This window comes from Cellulomonas algicola, assembly GCF_019024305.1.
Lineage (GTDB): Bacteria > Actinomycetota > Actinomycetes > Actinomycetales > Cellulomonadaceae > Cellulomonas > Cellulomonas algicola.
Map to the genome: position 1 here is coordinate 175,985 of NZ_JAHKSJ010000002.1, position 20,331 is coordinate 196,315.

At 76.0% G+C, this 20,331-nt stretch carries 16 protein-coding genes; 11 read left to right on the forward strand and 5 right to left on the reverse strand.

Translation table 11 applies throughout. From position 1 onward, the window contains the following. The first annotated feature begins 151 nt into the window (after positions 1 to 151). The 11 genes from KOV94_RS00880 to KOV94_RS00930 all read left to right on the forward strand — a co-directional run bounded on the left by KOV94_RS00880 (position 152) and on the right by KOV94_RS00930 (position 14,751). A complete protein-coding gene (locus KOV94_RS00880; protein WP_218050963.1) occupies positions 152 to 1,096 on the forward strand; it encodes an isocitrate lyase/phosphoenolpyruvate mutase family protein in 945 nt (314 codons plus the stop codon). Continuing rightward, positions 1,093 to 2,235: a phosphonopyruvate decarboxylase gene (gene aepY, locus KOV94_RS00885; protein WP_218050964.1), complete on the forward strand. Its 1,143-nt coding sequence runs from the start codon at positions 1,093 to 1,095 to the stop codon at positions 2,233 to 2,235. Before KOV94_RS00880 ends, aepY begins: the two co-directional genes overlap by 4 nt. Further along, positions 2,232 to 3,395 (forward strand): pyridoxal-phosphate-dependent aminotransferase family protein, encoded by a 1,164-nt coding sequence (locus KOV94_RS00890; RefSeq protein ID WP_218050965.1) that lies wholly within the window; start codon positions 2,232 to 2,234, stop codon positions 3,393 to 3,395. The genes aepY and KOV94_RS00890 overlap by 4 nt, the downstream gene beginning before the upstream one ends. Then, entirely contained in the window at positions 3,392 to 6,517 is a 3,126-nt protein-coding gene (locus KOV94_RS20885) for an FAD/NAD(P)-binding protein (protein WP_218050966.1), read from the forward strand. Before KOV94_RS00890 ends, KOV94_RS20885 begins: the two co-directional genes overlap by 4 nt. Further along, positions 6,514 to 7,653, forward strand: a complete 1,140-nt coding sequence (locus tag KOV94_RS00900; protein ID WP_218050967.1) for a histidinol-phosphate transaminase — start codon at positions 6,514 to 6,516, stop codon at positions 7,651 to 7,653. Before KOV94_RS20885 ends, KOV94_RS00900 begins: the two co-directional genes overlap by 4 nt. After that, positions 7,650 to 9,059 carry an MFS transporter gene (locus tag KOV94_RS00905; RefSeq protein ID WP_218050968.1) on the forward strand — a complete coding sequence of 470 codons (1,410 nt, stop codon included), beginning with the start codon at positions 7,650 to 7,652 and terminating at the stop codon, positions 9,057 to 9,059. Before KOV94_RS00900 ends, KOV94_RS00905 begins: the two co-directional genes overlap by 4 nt. Positions 9,060 to 9,136: 77 nt before the next feature. Next, a complete protein-coding gene (locus KOV94_RS00910) occupies positions 9,137 to 10,666 on the forward strand; it encodes an aldehyde dehydrogenase family protein (RefSeq protein ID WP_218050969.1) in 1,530 nt (509 codons plus the stop codon). Beyond that, positions 10,663 to 11,766: a LuxE/PaaK family acyltransferase gene (locus KOV94_RS00915; protein ID WP_124344498.1), complete on the forward strand. Its 1,104-nt coding sequence runs from the start codon at positions 10,663 to 10,665 to the stop codon at positions 11,764 to 11,766. The genes KOV94_RS00910 and KOV94_RS00915 overlap by 4 nt, the downstream gene beginning before the upstream one ends. Beyond that, positions 11,766 to 13,067 carry an FAD-dependent oxidoreductase gene (locus KOV94_RS00920; protein ID WP_218050970.1) on the forward strand — a complete coding sequence of 434 codons (1,302 nt, stop codon included), beginning with the start codon at positions 11,766 to 11,768 and terminating at the stop codon, positions 13,065 to 13,067. Before KOV94_RS00915 ends, KOV94_RS00920 begins: the two co-directional genes overlap by 1 nt. An 11-nt stretch (positions 13,068 to 13,078) precedes the next feature. Then, positions 13,079 to 13,867, forward strand: a complete 789-nt coding sequence (locus KOV94_RS00925; protein ID WP_124342791.1) for a methyltransferase domain-containing protein — start codon at positions 13,079 to 13,081, stop codon at positions 13,865 to 13,867. Between the two features lie 128 nt (positions 13,868 to 13,995). Beyond that, positions 13,996 to 14,751, forward strand: a complete 756-nt coding sequence (locus KOV94_RS00930; RefSeq protein WP_218050971.1) for a DUF4352 domain-containing protein — start codon at positions 13,996 to 13,998, stop codon at positions 14,749 to 14,751. 79 nt (positions 14,752 to 14,830) lie between these two features. On the opposite strand, the gene KOV94_RS00935 is transcribed toward KOV94_RS00930, so the two are convergent. From KOV94_RS00935 to KOV94_RS00955, 5 genes are read right to left on the reverse strand one after another with little or no spacing between them, the layout of a single operon-like run. Further along, complete coding sequence (locus KOV94_RS00935; protein WP_218050972.1) at positions 14,831 to 15,859, reverse strand: aldo/keto reductase; 1,029 nt, start codon at positions 15,857 to 15,859, stop codon at positions 14,831 to 14,833. Beyond that, positions 15,856 to 17,220, reverse strand: coding sequence for an LLM class flavin-dependent oxidoreductase (locus KOV94_RS00940; RefSeq protein WP_218050973.1), 1,365 nt, complete (start codon positions 17,218 to 17,220; stop codon positions 15,856 to 15,858). Before KOV94_RS00940 ends, KOV94_RS00935 begins: the two co-directional genes overlap by 4 nt. Next, positions 17,217 to 18,182, reverse strand: a complete 966-nt coding sequence (locus KOV94_RS00945; protein WP_225915898.1) for an ABC transporter ATP-binding protein — start codon at positions 18,180 to 18,182, stop codon at positions 17,217 to 17,219. The genes KOV94_RS00940 and KOV94_RS00945 overlap by 4 nt, the downstream gene beginning before the upstream one ends. Then, on the reverse strand, positions 18,158 to 19,012 hold the full coding sequence (locus tag KOV94_RS00950) for an ABC transporter permease (protein WP_218050974.1): 855 nt from the start codon (positions 19,010 to 19,012) through the stop codon (positions 18,158 to 18,160). The genes KOV94_RS00945 and KOV94_RS00950 overlap by 25 nt, the downstream gene beginning before the upstream one ends. Beyond that, positions 19,012 to 20,145, reverse strand: coding sequence for an ABC transporter substrate-binding protein (locus tag KOV94_RS00955; RefSeq protein WP_218050975.1), 1,134 nt, complete (start codon positions 20,143 to 20,145; stop codon positions 19,012 to 19,014). Before KOV94_RS00955 ends, KOV94_RS00950 begins: the two co-directional genes overlap by 1 nt. Positions 20,146 to 20,331 lie beyond the last annotated feature (186 nt).

A 20,331-nucleotide genomic window follows, 5' to 3' on the forward strand; every position in this document is an offset into this window, starting at 1 on the left:
GCACCGCTGCCCACGCACGAGCACCGCGACCACGCACGACGGTCGCGACCCAGCACCGCACCGCACCCGGCGACCGTCGGCGCGCGCCGCCCCGGCGGCACCGCGCCCTGCCGCCGTCCGAGCACGCCACTCCTCAGGAGGTTCGTCCGCCATGACCCGCACCGACCACCCCGCCGTCCCCGTCCCCGCCCGCCGGACCACGCTGCGCGAGCTGTTCGACGCGCCCGGCCTGGTGCGGATCGTCGGCGCGCACAACCCGCTCGGCGCCCGGCTCGCGGAGCGCGCCGGCTTCGACGGCGTGTGGGCGAGCGGCCTGGAGGTCTCGGCGTCGCAGGGCGTGCCGGACGCCGACATCCTCACGATGAGCGACCTGCTGAGCGTGTCCGCGTCGATGGCGTCGGCGGTGCGCATCCCCGTCGTCTCCGACTGCGACGCGGGCTACGGCAACGTCCCGCAGGTCATGCACATGGTGCGCCGGTACGAGGCGGCCGGGATCTCGGCGGTGACGATCGAGGACAAGCTCTTCCCGAAGATGAACAGCTTCGTCGCGAGCAACCAGAGCCTGCTCCCGGTCGAGGCGTTCTGCGGCAAGATCTCCGCGGCCGCCGCGGCGCGGACGGGCGACCTGCTCGTGATCGCGCGCATCGAGGCGCTCATCGCGGGGCACGACCTGGACGAGGCGCTGTCCCGGGCGCACGCGTACGAGGCGGCGGGCGCGGACGCGGTGCTCATCCACGCCAAGGACCGGTCGCCCGACGTCGTGCTCGAGTTCCTCGAGCGCTGGTCGTCACCGCTGCCCGTCGTGGTGGTGCCGACGACGTACCACACCGTCACCGCGACGGAGCTCGAGGACGCGGGCGCGAAGATGGTCGTGTACGCGAACCACGGGCTGCGCGCGCTCATCACGGCGGTGTCGCAGACCTTCTCGTCGATCCTGCGCGACGGTCGCACGTCGCGGTTCGAGGACGACATCGCGACCGTCGAGGACGTCTTCGAGCTCCAGGGCCTGCGCGACATGCTCGACGAGGAGCGCCGGCACGACGCCGCGGGTGTCGAGCACGCGCTCGCCGCCGCACCGCTGGCGAACCGCTCGTGACGACGCTCGTCGACGCGCCAGCGGTGCTCGAGGCCGACGCGTTCCTCGACGTCCTCGCGGCGCGCGGGCTCGGACCGGTCGTCGGGGTGCCGTGCTCGTTCCTGGCCCCCGCGATCCGGCGCATGGAGGACGGCGCGGACGTCGAGTACCTGGCCGCGGCGAACGAGGGCGAGGCGGTCGCGATCGCCGTCGGTGCACGGCTGGGCGGGCGGCGGCCCGTCGTCGTCATGCAGAACTCCGGGCTCGGCAACGCCGTGAACCCGCTGACGTCGCTCGCGAGCACGCTCGAGGTGCCCGTGCTGCTGCTCGTCACGTGGCGCGGCGAGCCGGGCTTCCCGGACGAGCCGCAGCACCGGCTCATGGGCGAGATCACGCCCGACCTGCTCGACGCGATGGGCGTGCGGCACGAGATCCTCCCGTCCGACCCGGTGGTGCTCGGCGAGCGCGTCGACGACGCGCTGCGGCACCTGGACGCGACCGGTCGGCCGTTCGCGTTCGTCGTGCGCAAGGGCACGTTCGAGAAGGCCGTGCCGCGACCGCCCGCGGACGACGACGGCGGCGCCGGCCGCCCGCCGCTGCGCGCCGAGGTGCTGGGCGCGGTGGTCGACGCCGTCGGGCCCGAGACCGTGCTCGTCGCGACGACCGGCTACACCGCGCGCGAGCTCGCCGCCGGGTGGGACCGCCCGGAGAACCTGTACGTCGTCGGGTCGATGGGGTGCGCGTCGAGCGTCGCGCTGGGCCTCGCGACCGCCGCGCTCGACCGGCGGGTCGTGGTGCTCGACGGCGACGGCGCCGCGCTCATGCGGCTCGAGGCGCTCGCGACGATCGGCGCGGTGCAGCCGCCGAACCTCGTGCACCTGGTCCTCGACAACGGGTCGTACGAGTCGACCGGGGGGCAGCGCACGTCGTCGGCGCACGTCGACCTCGTGGGGGTCGCGCGGGCCTGCGGGTACGGCGACGCCCGGAGTGCGACGACCCCGTCCGCGGTCGCGGAGGCCGTGCGCGGCGCGACCGGCACGACGTTCGTGCACGTGCCCGTGAGTCCCGGCACCGACCCGGACCTGCCGCGGCCGTCGATCCAGCCGCCCGACGCCGCCCGTCGCCTCGCGGCCGCGCTCGCGTCGGAGGTGCGGCCGTGACGCGCGTCGTGCTGCTGAACCCGGGGCCGGTGATGACGGCCGACGAGGTCCGCGAGGCCCTCGCCGGCCCGGACCTGTGCCACCGGGAGGCCGACTTCGGCGACCTGCTGGCGCGCGTGCGGCACGAGCTCACCGACCTGTGCGGCGGCACCGGCTCGCACGACACCGTCGTCCTCACGTCGTCCGGCACGGGCGCGGTCGAGGCGGCCGTCGCGAGCGCCGTACCGCCCGACGGCGTCGTCCTCACGCTCGAGAACGGGCACTACGGCGAGCGCATGCGCCAGATCGCGCAGTCGCACGGCATCCCCGTCCGCCGGTTCGAGGTGCCGTGGGGACGCCCGCTCGACGCGCGCGACGTCGCGGCCCGGCTCGCCGCGGAGCCGCAGGTCACGCACGTGACGCTCGTGCACCACGAGACGAGCACGGCCATGCTCAACGATCTGCCCGGCATCGCGCGCGTCGTCGCCGACGCGGGCCGGTCGCTGGTCGTCGACGCCGTGAGCAGCGTCGGGTGCGAGGAGGTCGACGTCGCGGCGCACGGCGTCGACTGGCTCGCGGGGACGTCGAACAAGTGCCTCGAGGGCATGCCCGGGCTGTCGTTCGTCACCGCGCGCGCCGACCTGCTCGACGCGCTCGACGGGCGCCCCGGACGCGGGTACACGGTCGACCTCGGCCGGCACCACCGGGCCCAGGCGCGCGCGGGCGTCCCGGCCTTCACGCCCGCCGTCCCCACGTTCTACGCCCTCGAGGTCGCGCTGCGCCGGCTGCGCACGGAGACCGTGGCCGGTCGACGCGCCCGCTACGGGCGGCTCGCGGACCTGCTGCGCGACGGGCTCGCCGAGCGGGGGTTCGCGGTGCACCTCGACCCCGCCGAGCGTGCGTCCTCGCTCACGTCGCTCGACCTGCCGCCCGGCCTCGGGTACGCCGAGCTGCACGCCGGCCTGCGGGCGCGCGGCTACGTCGTCTACGCGTCGCAGGAGCACCTGCGCGACCAGGCGTTCCGGGTCGCGACGATGGGCACGCTGACCGAGGACGAGGTCCGCGCGTTCCTGGCCGCGCTCGACGAGGTCGTCGCCGCCACGCCGCGCACGGGGCCTCGGCACGAGCGCGAACGACGGCACACGGGTCCGTCGCACGCCGTCGCGCCGGTGGCGCCGTGACGCGTCCCCTGCGCGTCGCCGTCGTCGGGGGAGGCCCCCGGGCGACGTACGCCCTCGAACGGCTCAGCGCCCACGCAGACGCCCTGACGGCCGGCCGGACGCTCGAGGTGCACCTCTTCGAGCGGACCGGGCGGTTCGGCGCCGGGTCCGTGCACGACCCGCGGCAGCCGCTCACCGCGGTCCTCAACCGCACCGCGGACGAGGTGTCGTTCGCGGCCGACGAGACCGTGACCGGCGCGGGTCCGCTGCGCCCGCCCACCGAGCGTCCGACGCTCGCGCGGTGGATCGCGCAGCGGTCGGACGGTGTGCCCGAAGAGCCTGCGGCGTGGCCGCCGCGCGCCGTGCACGGCGCCGCGCTCGAGGAGCGGCTCGCCCGGTTCGCCGCCGACCTGGAGCGCACCGGGCGCGCGCACGTGCACCGGCACGCCGTCGAGGTCGTCGAGCTCCGCGAGGTTCGGCGCGCCGACACCCTGCCCGGCGACCGCCTGCCCGGCGACCGCCTGCCCGGCGACCGCCTGCCCGGCGCCGGCGGGCGCGTGGCCGCCAGCGGCGGACCCGTCGACGAGACCGCCCACGGTGGCGGCACCGCCCCCGGGTGGCCTGACGGCCCGCTCGACGTCGTCGCCGCCGACGGGCGCACGTGGACGGTCGACGACGTCCTGCTCGTGACCGGCCACGGCTCGCCCCGACCCGCGCACCCGGCGGGAGACCCGTGCGCCGGACCCGGCGATCACGCGGCCGTGCACGTCACCCGCGCCTACCCGCTGGACGGCCCCGGCTCGGTCGCCGACGTGCCCGCCGGGTCCCGTGTCGCGCTCGTCGGCACGGGCATGACGGCCCTCGACGTGCTGATGGCGCTCACGGCGGGGCGCGGCGGCCGGTTCGCGCGTGCACGCGGCGGGCGGCTCACGTACCTGCGGTCCGGCACGGAGCCGTCGGCGATCCACTGCACGAGCGGTTCGGGGGTGTTCCCGTACGCGCGGCCCGCGGTGCTGTCGACCGTGAGCCCGTTCGTCGACACGCGCGGCGGACGTTTCCTCCGGCACGACGTCCTGCCGCGGCTGCGCCGGTCGCGCGGCGGCCCGCGCGAGGGCGGCGGGGACGGCACGGGAGCGCTCGACGTCGAGCGCGACCTGCTGCCGCTGATCGTCCTCGAGATGGCCTTCCAGCACGACGCGACGCTGCGCGGCCTCGACGCCGCGCGCCACGCGGCGACCCGCGTGCAGGACGCCGTCGACGCGTTCCTGGACGGCGGCCCCACCGGCCGGACGGGCGACGACGGCCGGCCCGACGCGCTCGCCCGGCTCCTGCTCGCGCACACCGGCGACGTCGACGAGGCCGACCGGTTCGACTGGGACGCGCTCGTCGACCCGCTCGCGACCGGCGACGACCTGGCCGACGTGATCGACCTCGACGTGCAGCGCGCGCGCCAGGGCGTCGGCGTGAGCCCGCACCTCACTGCCCGCAACGGCGTGTGGCGGGACCTGCGCGGCGTCATCTCGGCGGCCGTCGACGACGGCGGGCTCACGGCCACGTCGCACCGACGGTTCGTCGAGCGCGTGGTGCCGTGGCACAACCGGTTCGCGAACGGGGCGTCTCCCGAGGTGATGGCGCGGGTCGCGGCACTGCTGCGGTCCGGCCTCGTGCGCGTCGACCGTGACGCTGCCGCCGACCGCGACGCCCCCGCGGCCCGCGTCGACGCCCGCGCCGACCGCGTCGCCGGCGCCGACCCCGTCGATCACGGCGACCTCCGCGACGGGGACGGCCACCGCGACGGCGGCGACGCCCGCGACCTCGGGCCGACACGCGGGCGTCGCGGGCCGTGCGCCGTGCCGGCGGCCGCCGTCGACGCGCTCGGCGGGACGCCCGACGTGCTTGTCGACGCCTGGGTGCCGCGGCTCGACGTGCGGACCGACCTCAACCCGCTCTACCGGCGCCTCGTCGCGCGCGGTGCGGCGTCGCTCTGGACGACGGGCACCGGCGCGGACGCCTTCCGGCCCGGCGGCGTGCGCGTCGACGACCGGCACCACCCGGTGCGCGCGGACGGCACGTCCGACCCGCGCGTGACGGTGCTCGGCCCGGTGCTCGAGGGGCAGCGCTCGTTCCTCGTCTCCGCGATGCGCCCCGGCCGCGACCACCACGTCATGCGCGACACGGTCGGCTGGGTCGACGACCTGCTGGCCCGCCACCCGGCCCCGCAGCGCGGCGCGACCGTCGTCCGCCCCCCGGCACGACCCGACGAGAGGACCCCCAGCATGGGCACGACGACCACCCGGCACGCGGTCGGGACCGACGGCGAGATCGGCCTGCTCGTCGATGCGCCGACCGACGGCGAGCACCTGGGCGACGTCGTCGTCGCGCCCGTGTTCGGCGGCACCGCGCGCAGCATGTTCCCGTTCGCGCACGCGCTCAACCGGCACGGCTTCCGGACGGTGCGCGTGGACTTCCGCCACCACGTCGGCTCGGGCAGCGGCGAGATCGCGGGCACGCGGCTGTCGGCGCAGGCGGAGGACGTCGCGGCGGTGCTCGACCTCTACCCGGGTGCGCTGCTCGTCGCGGTGAGCCTGGCCACCCGGCCCGCGGTCCGTGCGCTCGCGGGCGGTGCCCCGGCGGGCGGCGCGGTGCTCGTGACCCCCGTGCTCGACGTGACCGCGACGCTGCGCGAGGTGATCGGCACGGACTTCGTCGAGGCGGAGCTGGACCGGCTGCCCCCGACCGTCGACGTGCTCGGGTACGAGGTGCGCGACGGGTTCGTGCACGACGCGCGGACGCACGCCCTGCACGGGTACGACGACGCCGTCGAGGACCTCGCGCGCGTGGCGGTGCCCGTGCGGCTCGTCGCGGGCGACACCGACCCGTGGGTCGACGTGACGCGCGTGCGGGCCGCCGCCGGCCGGCTGGCCGACGAGGGGCGGGACGTCGGGCTCGTCGAGGTGCCCGCCGCGACGCACCGGCTCAACCGCAACCCCGTCGTCGCGCGCCGCTACGTCGAGGAGACCGTCCGGGCGTGCCTCGACCTCCTCGGCAGCGACCGGCCGGTGGACGTGCCGTCCTTCGACGCGCTGGTCCGGGCGAGCAGCGCGCGCCCGGCCGTCGCGGAGCCCGCGGGGACGCGCGCGTGACCGCGTCCGACGTCAGGCCGTCCGCGGTCCCCGTCGCCGACGTGCAGATCGGTGACCTGGTCCGGCCAGAGCTGCGCGGTCAGGAGCCGTACGGTGCGCCGCAGCTCGACGTGCCCGTGCGGCTCAACACGAACGAGAACCCGTACCCGCCCGACCCGGCGACGAGCGCGGCCGTCGCGCGCGCGGTCGCCGGGGCGGCCGCGGACCTGCACCGGTACCCGGACCGCGAGGCGACGCGCCTGCGCACGGCGCTCGCGGGTCACCTGACCGCCGACACCGGTGTGCCGCTCGACGCGCGGCAGGTGTGGGCGGCGAACGGGTCGAACGAGGTCGTGCAGCAGCTGCTGCAGGCGTTCGGCGGGCCCGGCCGGCTGCTGCTGTCGTACGGGCCGACGTACCCGATGTACCCGGAGTACGCCCGGAACACCGGGACCGCGTGGCGGTGCGAGCCGCGCGACGAGCGGTACGGCGTCGACCCCGCGCGGCTGGTCGACGACCTCGTGACGCACCGGCCCGCGGTCGTCGTGCTCGCGTCGCCGAACAACCCGACGGGGACCGCGCTGCCGCTCTCCACGGTGACCGCCGCGCTCGAGGCGGCGCCCGGGCTCGTCGTGGTCGACGAGGCGTACGCGGAGTTCCGCCGTGGGGGCGTGCCGAGCGCGGTCGAGCTGCTCGACGGGCACCCGCGCCTGGTCGTCGTGCGGACGCTCAGCAAGGCCTTCGCGGGGGCCGGGGCGCGGATCGGGTACCTCGCGGCGGACCCGGCGGTGGTCGACGCGCTGCGGGTCGTCCGGCTGCCTTACCACCTGTCGGCGCTCACGCAGGCCGCGGGCTGCGCGCTCCTGGCGCACCGGACCGAGCAGCTGCGCACGGTCGACGCGCTGCGCCGCGGACGGGACGACCTCGTCGCCTGGCTGCGCGCACGCGGCTGGACCGTGCCGGACTCCGACGCGAACTTCGTGCTCGTCGGGCCGTTCGACGACGCGCGCGCGGTCTGGGACCGCCTGGTGGCGCGCGGGGTGCTGGTGCGGGAGATCGGCGGGCCCGGACGGCTGCGGGTGTCGATCGGGACGCCCGACGAGATGGCGGCGTTCCGCGCCGCGTTCGCGGCGGTCACGTCCGCGGGTGCCCCGTGACGTCGCGCGCCGCCCGCGCCGGGATCGGCCTGCTCACCGCCGCGACGTTCATGCTCTTCCTCGACGTCACGGTCGTGAACGTCGCGCTCGACCGGATCGGCACGGAGCTCGGCGGGGGGCTGGGCGCGCTGCAGTGGGTGCTCGACGCGTACACCGTCGCGCTCACCGTCGGGCTGGCCGGGGCCGGGCCGCTCGTCGACCGGTACGGGCCGGTACCCGTCGCGGTCGTCGGCGTCGCGGTGTTCACGGTGGCGTCGGTGGTGTGCGCGCTCGCGCCGACGGCGGGCGTGCTGCTCGCGGGGCGGGCCGCGCAGGGCGTCGGGGCGGCGGTCGTGGTGCCCGCGTCGCTCGGGCTCGTCGCCGCGGCGCACCCCGCCGGACCCGCGCGGTCGCACGCCGTCGCGCTGTGGTCGGCGATCGGGGCGGTCGCGCTCGCGGTCGGGCCGCTCGTCGGCGGCGTGCTCGTGCAGACCGCCGGGTGGCGGTCGATCTTCTGGCTCAACGTGCCCGTGGGGGTCGTCGTGTGCGGCGGGCTGCTCGCCGTCCGCCGGTCCGCACCCGCCGCCGCGCGCGTCCCGGGCCGGGCGGACGTCCTCGGCGTCGTCGTGCTCGCCGCCGCTCTGCTCACCGCCGCCGTCCTCGTCATCGAGCACGTCCCGCCCGGTCCGCTCGGCCCGGCGCTCGCGGTCGTCGTGCTCGTGGGGGCCGTCGTGCTCCTGCTGCGCCGCGGCCGCGGCAGGCCGCACGCCGTGCTCCCGACCGACCTCGTGACCCGCTCCGAGGTCGCGGTGCTCCTGCTGCTGGGCGGCGCGACGTTCGCCGGCCTCTACGCGTTCGTGTTCCTCGTCCCGCTCAGCGACCAGGCCGCGTTCGGACGCAGCGCGCTCGCGACGGGCGTCGCGTTCCTGCCGCTCACGGTCGCGCTGTTCGCGGTCGGGTTCGTCGCGGGCCGCCTGGCCGAGCGGTTCCCCGAGCGGCTGCTGGTCGGCGGTGCGCTGCTCGCGATGTCCGCGGGCACCGGGCTCGCGGTCGGTGTCGGCCTCGACCCGGCGTCGCCCGTGCGGCCCGTCGCGCTCGTCCTGGTCGGCGCGGGCGCGACCCTCGCGCTCACCCCCGCGACGATCGCGCTGCTGCGGTTGGCCGGCGCGCCCCGCGCGGGCGTCGTGACGAGCACCAGCAACCTCGTGCGGAACGCCGGCGGCGTGCTGGGCGTCGCGCTCGCGGGGTGGGCCGTGCACGCGGGCCGTCCCGGTGCCGGGCCCGTCCCGGCCGGTCCCGAGCTCGTCGACCGGGTCGGCGGCGCGCTCGCGGCCGTCGCCGTCGCGCTCGCGGTCGTCGCGGTCGCCTTCCTCGTCGTCTGCCCACCGGGGCTGGCCCGACGCGTCCCGCGCGCCGAACCGGCCTGACGCGCGCCCGCCCGACCCGCACCCCGACGGACGTGCCCCGCGCACCCCGACGTCACGCACCACCGAACGGAGAACCCATGGACCAGGTCATCGACCTCCCGCTCATCGTCAACGGCGTCGCGCGGTACGCCGACGGGCCGCAGGACGACGACGTCCACCTGCTGCGGTTCGAGAGCGGCGCCGCGGTGCGCATCCCACGGTTCCACCAGTCGCACCTCGACGAGATCCACGCGGCGGCGGACGACCTCGACGCCGAGCTCGCGGCGATCTCGTCGGCGGAGATCATCACGTTCCTCGGCAAGGTCGGCGAGCTGTGGGACGCCCGTCGCCTCGCGGCGCGCATGTTCGTCCGCCGGCACGCGCACACGCTCACGCAGTTCCCCGACGTGATGATGGAGCGCGACTACGAGACGATCGGGCACTTCCTCGCCCAGCGCTGGCACCTGTACGACCAGATCGAGTCGGAGTTCGGCGACCAGCGGATCCTCGACGAGTGGCTGCCGGTGCAGATGTCGTACCGGCGCGCGTACCCCCGCGGGCTGGTCCTGCACTACCTGGTCGGCAACCTGCCGCTCGCGTCGATGTACAGCCTGTGCCGCGGCATGGTCACCAAGAACCGCTCGATCGCGAAGCTCCCCTCACGTGACCCGATCTCGCCCGTCGGGCTCGCGCTCGCGGTGCTGGAGGTCGACCCGCAGCACCCGGTGTCGCGCGCGCTGTCGCTGCCGTACTGGCCGCACGGCGACGCGGTCGGGGACGCGGCGATCGCGTCCGTCGACGCGGCCTGCGTGTGGGGCGGCGAGGCCGCCGTCCGGTCCGTGCGCAGCAAGCTCGGCGTCAACGTCCCGCTGGCCGAGTACGGCCCGCGGCACAGCGCATCGGTCGTCGACCTCACCGACGCGGACGTCCGCGAGGCCGCGATGCGCGTCGTCGAGGACGCGGCGTTCTACGACCAGGAGGCGTGCTTCAACACGCAGCGCGTCTTCGTGAAGGGCGACACGACGGCGTTCGTCGCCGCCGCGCGCGACGCGTTCGCGACGTTCACGGGCAACCTGCCGTTCGTCACCGAGAACCGCGACGTGCTCGCCAACCGGTCCGCGCTGCTCGCCGAGGCGTCGTTCCGCGGCTTCCCGTCGACGGTCACACCGGACTGGGCGGTCGTCGAGCTGCCGCTCGGCACCACGGACCTGCCGCACCCGCTCGGCCGCACGCTGTTCGTGCACCCCGTCGAGGACCTGGGCGACGTGGCCCGGCACCTCGACCGGCACAGCCAGACGCTGAGCGTGCACCCGTGGCGGATCACGACCGAGCACCGCGACCGGTGGGCGGCCGCGGGCGCGGACCGGCTCGTCGAGGCCGGGTTCTCGCGCATGCCGCGCGCCGGGTTCACGCACGACGGCTCGCTCGGCATGCACACGCTCGTCCGGCTCGTGTCGATCGAGCGCTCGTGGGACGACCCCGGTCGCTACTACACGCGCCGCACCGACGCCGCGCAGCACTACCTCGTCGACCGGTACGACCGCGTGCGGGCGACGATGCAGGCCGACGACCTCGCCGCCGTCGGCACGGACCCCCGACCCGCGCCCGCCGAGGGAGAGCAGCGATGAGCACGACCGCGACCCGACCCGCCCCCACGACGACGGCCGACGAGGTCAGCGCGCTCGACGCGTGGCTCTCCGCGACCGACGTGCTGCGCGACGGCGCCGCGCCCGAGGTCCGCGCCGCGTTCCTGCGCGACGCGGTCGCGCACCACGTCGCGCACAACCCCGCCTACGCCCGGTACGCGGACGGCCTGGATCCCGCGTCGATCGACGTCGACACGCTCGACCGCATCCCGCTGCTGCCCAGCGGCGTGTTCAAGCGCGCGGCCGACCTGGTCCGGACCGGCGACGCGCCCGTCGTGCAGACGACGAGCAGCGGCACGCAGGGCACGGTGTCCCGGGTCCCGCGCGACGACGCGACGCTCATGCGGTTCTTCGCGTCGGTCACGGCGGCGACGCACGAGCTGCTCGACGTCGAGCACGCGGAGACCGTCGTGCACAACGTGGGCCCGCGCGTCGACGAGTCGCAGCACCTGTGGATCTCGTACGTCATGTCCGGCGTCTCCGTGCTGCACGAGACCGACTTCTACGTGCGCGACGGGGCCGTCGAGACCGAGCGGCTGGTCGACGCGCTCGCGGCCGACGACCCGTCCGTGCCGTCGCTCGTCGTCGGCCCGCCGCCGCTGCTGTGGGACCTCGCGCACGCGCTGCGCTCGCGTCCGCTCCCCGCGCACCCGCGCCGGTTCGCCGTGACGATCGGCGGCTGGAAGGGGCGGCAGGGGCAGGCCGTCGGCCGGGCCGACCTGCACGACGCGCTGGTCCCGTCGCTCGGGCTGCGCGACGTCGGCGCCGTACGCGACGCGTTCAACATGGTCGAGCTCAACACCATCGCGCTCGAGTGCGCGCACCACGCCAAGCACTGCCCGCCGTGGCTCTACGTGAGCGCGCGCGACGCCCGCACGCTCGCGCCCGTCGAGCCGGGCGAGTCCGGGCTGCTCGCCTACTGCGACCCGACCCCGACGAGCTTCCCCGGGTTCGTCCTCAGCGAGGACTTCGGCTGGGTCGACCGCGACGTCGCCTGCCCGTGCGGCGTCACGGGCGACGTGCTGCGCATCGAGCGACGCGTCAACCGGCTGGAGAGCCGGGGCTGCGCGATGAAGATCTGATGCCCGACGATCCGGGGGCGCGGGCCGGGCGCGTCGGCCGGACGGCCCACGTCGACGACGCCGTCGACGTGGTCGTCGTCGGGCTCGGCGTCGCCGGGGCGACCACGCTGTGGAGCCTCGCGCGCGCGGGGCTACGGGCCGTGGGCGTCGAGCAGCACGAGCCCGGCCACGTGCACGGCGGGTCGCACGGCGGCACGCGGCTGTTCCGTCGGCTGCACTGGGAGGGCGCGCACTACCCGGCGCTCGCCGACCGGTCGCTCGCGCGCTACCGCGACCTCGAGGCCGAGTCCGGCACGACCCTGCTGACGCCCTGCGCGCACGCCGTCGTCGGGCCGGGCGACGGTCCGCTCGTCGGGCGCACGCGCGCCGTCGCGCAACGCTGCGGGACCTCCGTCCAGGTGCTGCGGTCGCGCGCCGCCGCCCGGGCGGTGCCGCACCTCGCGCTCCGCACCGACGACACCGTGCTGCTCGACCGCGCCGCCGCGGTCGTCCGTCCCGAGGCGACGGTCCGCGCCGCGGTGGCGTGCGCGGCCGCGCGCGGGGCGCAGGTGCTCGTCGGGCGCGTCGTGCGCGAGGTCCGGGACGGCGCCGACGGCGTCGTCGTGGTGCTCGACGACCGCGTGCTGCGCGCGCGGCGGGTCGTGCTCGCGACGGGCGCGTGGCTGGCGACGGGGGAGGCGGCACGCGTCGTCGGGGCACCCGCACGCCGGGTCGTCCAGGCGTGGTTCCGACCCGTGCACGCGGTCGACCGCCGCGCTCCCGGCGACCCGGCGCGTGTCGGCACGTCCGTCGACGCCCCGCCCGGCAGCATCTGGCCCGCGTTCGTGCGGCAGGTCGGCGGGGACCGGTTCTGGGGGCTGCCGGACGTCGACGGTCGCGGCGTGAAGATCGGCGGCTCGTCCCGGCTGCTCGACCCCGACCGGCTCGGTGCGGGCCGTGCCGGGCCGCCCTCGCCCGACGAGACGACCCCGGTCCTCGACTTCGTCCGGACCTGGGTGCCCGCCCTCGCGCCGGACCCCGTCGCCGCCTCGGCGTGCGTCGACGCCTACACGTCCGACGGGGACTTCCTCGTCGGCCGCGTGCCCGGGACGCTCCGGCTCGTCGTGTGCGGCGGGTTCTCCGGCCACGGCTTCACGCACGCGGCCGCTGTCGGTGACCTGGTCGCGGCGCTGTGCGGCCCGGGGGGGACGTCGGCGGCCGACGTCGAGCTGCTCCGGCCGCACGACCCCGCCCGGACCGCCCGGGCACCGCGCACCGACCACGTCCCGGTCCAGCGCCCCGCACCCGCGACCACGCCTTGAGGAGACGACCCATGCCCGACGCACTGCCCGCCACGCTCGCCCACCGCTACAGCCGGGAGGTGGCCCTGCGCCACGAGCTGCTCTACGGGCGCGGCTACCAGGGTCCTGCCGAGCCGGAGGTGTTCGACGCGCTCGCCGCACGCGCGGGTCTGCGCGCCGGGGCCGAGGTGCTCGACGTCGGCTCGGGCCTGGGCGGCGACGCGTTCCGGCTCGCGACGCGGTTCGGCGTGCGGGTCGTCGGGCTCGACGCGTCGTCCGACATGACGGACCTGGCCCGCGAGCGCCGGGAGGTCGACGCGCCCGGCGCGGACGTCGAGCTCGTGTGCGGCAACGTGCTGACCTCGGACGTCGTGCGCCCCGGCGCGTTCGACGTGGTGTGGACGCGCGACGCGGGGGCGTTCCTCACGCACGAGGAGAAGCCGGTCGCGTGGCGCCGGCTGCACGACGCGCTGCGCCCCGGCGGCACGGTGCTCGTCACCGACTACTGCCTGGGCACGTCGGCGGCGTCGGCGGAGTTCGGCCAGCGCATGCTCGCGTGGGGGCAGCACATGCTGACGCTCGACGCGTACGCCGACCTGCTGACGTCGTGCGGCTTCACCGACGTCGTGACCGAGGACCGCACCGCCGACCTGGTCGCGTCGCAGGAGCACGGCCTGCGGGTGCTGGAGGAGCGCGGCGACGACGTGCGCGCGCTGCTGTCACCCGAGGAGCACGCGGACCTGACGCAGCGCTGGCGCACGAAGCTCACGCACAGCACGTCGGGCGAGCTCGTCTGGATGGTCCTCACGGCTCGCCGCTGACCGCGGCCGCCCGCCTGGGCGAGGACGTTCGTCCTGTCCGCGCCGGCACCGGCATCGCCATAGTTATGTCACACGTTATGTCAGGACGGTCGCACCCCGTTCGTCCCCGACCCCTTGTGAGGTAACCCATGGCAGCTCGCTACAACGCGCCCCCGAACTGGCCCGCCCCGCCCGCCGGCTGGACTCCGCCGCCCGGTTGGCAGCCCGACCCGAGCTGGGGGCCGGCCCCCGAGGGGTGGCAGCTCTGGGTCGAGGACGGCAAGCGCCCCGGCTGGTTCGCCCGGCACAAGGTGCTGACGGGCGTCGGCATCGGCGCGGCCGTCCTGGTCGTCGCGATCGCGGCGTCCGGCGGCGGTGACGACGCGTCCGACGCGGCGGCGCCCGACAAGGTCGCCGACGCCCCCGCCGTGGTCGAGGAGCCCGCCGCCGAGGTCGCCCCGGAGGAGGCTGCTCCCGCCGAGGAGGCTCCCGCGGAGGAGGCTCCTGCTGTCGCACCGCTCGGCACCCCGGTCCGCGACGGCACGTTCGAGTTCGTCGTGCACGGCACGGAGTGCGGCCTCGCCACCGTCGGCGGCGAGTACCTGCACCAGGACGCGCAGGGCGAGTTCTGCCTCGTCCGGATGTCGGTGACGAACATCGGCGACGAGGCGCAGTACTTCTTCGGCGACGCGCAGAAGGCGCGCAACGAGGCCGGGCAGGAGTACTCGTCCGACTCCACGGCCGCGGTCTACCTCGACGGCTCCGACTCGTGGATGGAGGAGATCAACCCCGGGAACGCCGTCGAGGCCGTCGTGGTCTTCGACGTGCCGCCGGGCACGGTGCTCACGACGATCGACCTGCACGACTCCGCCTGGTCGGGCGGCGTCGAGGCCGCGCTGCGCTGACGACGCTGGCGCCGCCCGTGGCGTCGCGCCCCGGGGCTTCCCGGCGGACCGACGGCACGGGCGGCGCTGCCGTCGCGCCTCAGCGGGGACGGCGGCGGAGCGTCGCGTCCGTGAGGGACGGCGGGGTCCAGCCCGCGTCGGCGGCGTTGAGCGTCGTGCCCGGCGGGACGATCGCGTCGATCTCGTCGAGGACGTCGGCGGAGAGACGCACGTCGAGCGCGGCGAGCGCCGCGTCGAGGTGCTCGGGCGTGCGCGGGCCGATGATCGCGGACGTGACGGCCGGGTGCTCGAGCACGAAGCCGAGCGCGAGCTGCACGAGCGTCAGTCCCGCGGCCTCGGCGAGCTTGGTGAGGGCCTGCACGGCCTCGGCCTTCGCGAGGTTCTCCGGCAGCGACGGGTCGTGCCGGCCCGGCTGGCGGGCGATGCGCGGCGAGACCGGCGCGTCGGCGCCGACGGGACGGCCGGACAGCCAGCCGCCCGCGAGCGGGCTCCACGGCAGGACACCGAGGCCGTGCTCCAGGGCGAGGGGCAGGATCTCCCGCTCCACGCCGCGCGCGAGGATCGAGTAGGGCGGCTGCTCGGTGACGGGCCGGACGAGCCGACGGTCGCGCGCGACCCACTGCGCCTGGACGATCTGCGACCCGAGGAACGTCGACGTGCCGACGTAGCGGACCTTGCCGGAGCGGACCAGGTCGTCGAGCGCGGACAGCGTCTCCTCGACGTCCGTCCCCGGCTCGGGGCGGTGCACCTGGTACAGGTCGACGTGGTCGGTCTGCAGGCGGCGCAGCGAGTCCTCGACCTCACGGATGATCCAGCGGCGCGAGCTGCCGGCGTGGTTGACCTCGTCGGACAGCCGGCCGTGCACCTTCGTCGCGAGCACGACGTCGTCGCGGCGGCCCTGGAGGGCCTTCCCGACGATCGTCTCAGACTCGCCGCGCGCGTAGACGTCGGCGGTGTCGATCACGTTGATCCCGGCGTCGAGCGCGCGGTGGATGATCGCGACCGACGCGTCGTGGTCCGGGTTGCCCCACGCGCCGAAGTTCATGGCGCCGAGCGTGAGGGTGCTGACCTGCACGCCGGTGCGGCCGAGCGGGCGGTACGTCGTCATCGGGTCACCTCCGCCGTCGCGAGGCGCGCCACCGTGTGCGGGTTCGCCGGGCGGGCCAGGCCGTAGTGGTCGCGCAGCGTCGTGCCCGTGTACTCCGACCGGAAGATCCCGCGGTCGACGAGGATCGGCACCACCTGGTCGACGAACTCCTCGAGCCCCGACGGCAGCACCGCGGGCATGATGTTGAACCCGTCGGCGGCACCCTGGTCGTACCAGTCCTGGATCGCGTCGGCGACCTGCTCGGCCGTGCCGGAGAACGTGCGGTGACCGCGCCCGCCGCCGAGCCGGCCGATGAGCTGGCGGACCGTCAGCCGCTCGCGCCGGGCCAGGTTCACGATGAGCGTGTACCGGCTCTTCGCGCCCTCGATCTCGTCCTCCGACGGCAGGTGGTCCGGCAGCTCGCGGTCGAGCGGCAGCTCCTCCGGGTCGACCCGCAGCTGCGCCGCGAGCTGCACGCGCGCGTACTCCGGGTTGATGAGCCGGTCGAGCTCGTCCTCCTTCTCCCGCGCCTCGGCCTCGGTCGCACCGATGACGGGCACGATCCCCGGCAGCACGAGCACCGTCGCGGGGTCGCGCCCCCACTCGACCGCACGACGCTTGAGGTCCGCGTAGAACGCCTGCGCGTCCTCGAGCGTCTGCTGCGCCGTGAACACCGCCTCCGCGAAGCGGGCCGCGAGGTCCTTGCCGTCCTCCGACGACCCGGCCTGCACGAGCAGCGGGTGCGCCTGCGGCGAGCGGGGTGTCGTGAGCGCGCCCGCGACGCGGAAGTGCTCGCCGACGTGGCCGATCGGGTGGACGCGCGACGAGTCGCCCCAGAGCCCTGCCGCCTTGTCGCCGACCTCGGCGTCGTCCTCCCACGAGTCCCAGAGCTTGAGCGCGACCTCGATGAACTCCGCCGCTCGTGCGTACCGGTCGGCGTGCGCGGGCTGCTCGTCGAGCCCGAAGTTGCGCGCGGCCTCGACGAACGCGGTCGTGACGATGTTCCAGCCGGCCCGGCCGTTGCTCACGTGGTCGACCGACGCGAAGCGTCGCGCCAGGTTGTACGGGTCGTTGTACGTGGTCGACGCGGTCGCGATCAGCCCGATCCGCTGGGTCACGGCCGCGATCGCCGCGAGCACGACCGTCGGCTCGAGCGTGCCCGACGGGCGGCGGCCGATGTCCCGGTGCAGCGCCGGGCCGTCGGCGAAGAAGATCGAGTCGAGCTTCCCGCGCTCGGCCGTCTGCGCCAGGCGCTGCAGGTACGCGATGTTCGTCGAGACGAACGACGGGTCGCTCTCCGGCAGGCGCCACGACGCCTCGTGGTGGCCGGTGCTCATGAGGAACGCGTTGAGGTGCAGGTGGCCTTCGCGGTGGGTGGTCATCGGGTGCTCCTCGGGTCGTCGAGGGGAAGGGTGGGTGTCAGTGCGCCCAGGGCGTCGAGCAGCTGGGCACGGAGCGCGGCGAACCGCGGGTGGGCCGGGTCGCGCGGGCCGTCGTCGAGCGCGACGGGCACGTCGAGGGCGATGCGCCCCTCGTCGAGCACGACGACCCGCTCGGCCAGCACGATCGCCTCGTCGACGTCGTGCGTCACCAGCAGGACCGCCGGGCGGTGCCGCGCGCACAGGTCGCGCAGCAGCCCGTGCATGCGCAGCCGGGTGAGCGCGTCGAGCGCGCCGAACGGCTCGTCGGCGAGGAGCAGCTGCGGCTCCCGGACGAGCGAGCGGGCCAGCGACACGCGCTGCTGCTCACCGCCCGACAGCTCGGTCGGCCACGCGCGCTCGCGGCCGGCCAGGCCGACCTCGGCGAGGCGCTCGCGGCCGAGCTCGCGCGCCTGCGACCCGCGCAGGCCGAGCGTCACGTTGTCGAGCACGCGCGCCCACGGCAGCAGACGCGAGTCCTGGAAGACGACCGACACCCGCTCGGGGACCGCGACCGTGCCGGTGCCGTGCACGTCGTGGTCGAGGCCTGCGAGAGCCCGGAGCAGCGTCGACTTGCCCGAGCCGCTGCGGCCGAGGATCGCGACGAACTCGCCGGGCGCGATGGTGAGGTCGAGGTCCCGCAGGACCCGGCCGTCGCCCTCGGCGAGGCCGTACGCGCGGTCGAGGTGCCGGACGACGACCGAGCCGTCGGTCGTGGTCGTGCGCTCGTCGGCGAGGGTGCCGTGCGCGGGCGGGGGGACCGCCGAGCGCTCGGGCGCGCGGACGTCGGCGTGCGCGGGTGCAGCCGCGCCGGCACGTGCCGCGGTGCCGTCGGGTGGCGCGGTGCCGTCGGCGAGCGTGGCCGTCCGGTCGGGCGACGCGGGGACGCCGGGTGCGCGGGTCAGTCCGCGAGCGTGCGTCGCCATGCGAGCGCCCTCCTCTGCACGAGGCGGACGAGCGCGTCGGAGCCGAAGCCGAGGACGCCGTACAGGACGAGGCCGACGACGATGATCTCGGTCTGCCCGTAGGTGCGCGCGAGCTCCATCATGTAGCCGATCCCCGCGGTGCCGTTGATCTGCTCGACGACGACGAGCGAGAGCCACGCGCCCGTCACGGCGAACCGGAGGCCGAGCAGGAACCCGGGCAGCGCGCCCGGCAGGACGACGCGTCGCACGAACTGCCAGCGCGACAGCCCGACGGTCTCGGCGAGCTCGACGTACCGCGCGTCGATCGTCCGCAGGCCGTTGTGGGTGTGGATGTACACCGGGACGAAGACGCCCAGCAGGATCGTGACGACCTTCATCGTCTCGCCGATGCCGAGCCACAGGATGAGCAGCGGCAGCAGCGCGAGGCTCGGGATGGCCCGCTTGACCTGCACGGGCCCGTCGATGAGCGCCTCCCCGACGCGGGTGAGGCCGGAGACGAGGGCCAGCAGGGTGCCGAGGACGATGCCGAACAGCAGGCCGAGCAGCGCGCGCTGCGCGGACACCGCGAGGTTCTCCTGCAGGCGGCCGGACTCGATCAGCTCGCCCGCGGTGGTGACGACGGTCCACGGCGCCGACAGCGTGCGCTGGTCGATGAGGCCGGTGACGCTGCCGAGCGCCCAGAACGCGACGAGCGCGAGCAGGCCGAGCGCGGCGCCGCCGGGGATGGTGCGGCCGGGGCCGAGGCGCCGGGTGGCGCGGCGACGGGTCGTCGCCGGGCGCGTGAGGGGGCGGGGCAACGCGAGCGCCCGCGGTGCGGTGAGGACCGACATCAGCTGCCCGCCCCCGCCCGGTACTCCTCGACGGCCTCCGCGATGACCGGCGCGAAGCGCTGGTCCCACAGGTCGGGGGCGTCGAGCGGGTCGTTCCCGGTGGCCTCGGCGAGCAGGTCGATCGTCTCCTGGTGCCGCGCGATCGCGTCGGTCCAGTCGGCCGGGATGTCGGGCGTGCCGGCGTGCTCGACGAGGTAGCGGCCGTCCTCCTCGGAGAGCCCCTGGTCCTCGACGTAGTAGCCCTGCACCCACTCGTCGGGGTGGTCCTCGACCCACAGCTTGGCCTGCGCCCACAGCCGCACGTACGCGCGCAGCGCCGCGGCCTTCGCGGGGTCGTCGAGCGTCGACGTCGGGACGTAGAGCACGCCCGGGTCGTCGCGCAGGCCGTGCGTGACGGTGTGCGCACCGTCCTTGCCGTACTGGTCGACGTACCGCGCGATCTGCACGCCGCCGATGGGCGCGATGTCGACCTCACCCGCGGCGAGCGCCGTCGGGTACACGTCGCCCGTGCTGGGCAGCTCGACGAGCTCGACGTCGTCGAGGTCGAGCCCGGCCTCCTGGAGCGCGCGCAGCACGATGACGCCCTGCGCCTGGCCCGGGCTGTACGCGATGCGGTGGCCCGCGAAGTCCTCGAGCGAGTCGACGCCCTCGACGCCCGGCGCGACGCCGAACTCGTAGATCGGGAAGTCCTCCCAGTCCTCGCGGTACGACGCGGCGACGATCCGCACGTCGAGGCCCGTCCACGTCGCGTGGATCGGCGGGATGTCGGCGACCGAGCCGATGTCGAGCGACCCGGCACGGAACGCCTCGGTGGTCGCGGGGCCGCCGGAGACGTTGGCCCACTCGATCTCGAAGCCGAGGTCCGCGTCCAGGTCGCCGCCCGCGATCTCGACCGCCTTCTGCGTGACGGGGTCGCCGATGACGAGCGACGTGCCCGCGGGGATCTCGGTCGGCAGGTCGCCGGTCGCGGCGGTGGCGTCCGCGGCGGCGCCCGCGTCGGCGTTCGCGCCGGAGCACGCGGCGAGCGCCCCGGTCAGGACGGTGGCGAGGACCGCGGCGGCGAGCCGCGGTCGTGCGGCGGCGAGTGCCGCGGCGTGGGGTGCCGGACGGGTCCGGCGGGTGCGGGTGGACATGCGTGTGCCTCTCGACGGCAGGACGGATCGCACCGCGGCCCCCTGCGGGCGTGCGGCGGTCGGTGCTGGTGGTGCGCGGGGGAGAGGTGCCCTCGGGGCGAGGGCGGCGACGGTCCTTCAGGACCGTCGTGCGCGGCGTGGGGGCGCCGCGGACCGGTCAGCGGTCGACGACGGCGTGGTCGTCGG